Genomic DNA, 1177 nt, shown 5'->3' with positions numbered 1-1177 from the left:
AACATCCCAGGCATTTAAAGCAAGTGTTAACGCTCGGGGGTCTGCATTACCAATATCCTCACTCGCCATCCTAACTACGCGCCTGGCTATATATAGAGGGTCACAACCGGCATCAATCATACGGACAAACCAATATAGCGCGGCGTCGGGATCAGAACCTCTAACAGATTTATGCAGAGCAGATATTTGTTCGTAGAAGATGTCTCCGCCTTTATCGAAGCGCTTAAGCGAACTTTGGATAACCTCTTCAATATTCTCTTTACTAACGACGCACCGCTTAGCATCTCTATCCGCCAGATCAACTGCTAGTTCAAGAAAGTTTAAGGCCTTGCGAGCGTCACCATCTGCAACCTTTGCCAAAATATCGACTAGCGATTCGTCTATTTTCACGTCAATATCGGGGAAGCCATTTCGATGCGCTAAAGCGTTGCTTATAACCAAAGCGGTTTCGTGCGAGTCCAACTTTTTTAATACATAAACCCTTGCACGTGAAAGTAATGCATTATTCAATTCAAACGAGGGGTTTTCGGTTGTCGCGCCGATAAAGATAACAGTGCCATCTTCAACAAAGGGTAAAAAAGCATCTTGCTGGGACTTATTAAAGCGGTGGACTTCATCTACGAAAAGTATTGTGTCCCTACCCGTTTGTTGACGATACATCTTTGCCTGTTCAATCGCCGAACGGATATCTTTCACACCACTCAATACTGCAGATAAGGGCAAGAAGTTGGCATCGAAGTGCTCAGCTAATAGATTCGCAAAAGTAGTCTTGCCGACGCCAGGCGGCCCCCATAAGATCATAGAATGAAGAGCTTGTTTATCTATGGCTTGCCTTAATGGACGAGAAGGCCCTACCAGGTGACTTTGACCAACATACTCTGACAGGTCTGCAGGTCTTACACGCGCAGCTAAAGGCGCATAGCGTTTGCTTGTAGATTCTTTCTGGGATTCACTAAAAAGCGGCGCGTCATCGAATAAAGACATTTTCTATCTACCTATGAGCCGGGTATTTGGACATCTCTAATAATGTCAGTACCTTCTGGTAATTCAGGCGTAAAGGTATTACTTGGCAGCTCTAAATTAACTTGCGACTGAATAAAGCTCATTGTACTTTCTTGCCCTAAAGCATCTGTGATCCGGAGTTCGCTCACATTCGAACCAGAGAAACGTAACTTCA

Annotated in this window: 2 protein-coding genes; both read right to left on the bottom strand. The window is 44.7% G+C overall.

Going from position 1 to position 1177, the window contains the following annotated elements; all coding sequences use genetic code 11:
* Positions 1-984, bottom strand: a 984-nt coding sequence (locus tag A3735_RS25885; RefSeq protein ID WP_068638911.1) for a replication-associated recombination protein A, incomplete at its 3' end; no start/stop codon positions are given.
* A gap of 11 nt (positions 985-995) precedes the next feature.
* Positions 996-1177 (bottom strand): outer membrane lipoprotein carrier protein LolA (locus A3735_RS32180; protein WP_369820562.1); only part of this gene is annotated, 182 nt, incomplete at its 5' end.

Source organism: Oleiphilus sp. HI0061, from assembly GCF_001635675.1.
This window is presented reverse-complemented; position numbering and strand designations above follow the sequence as displayed.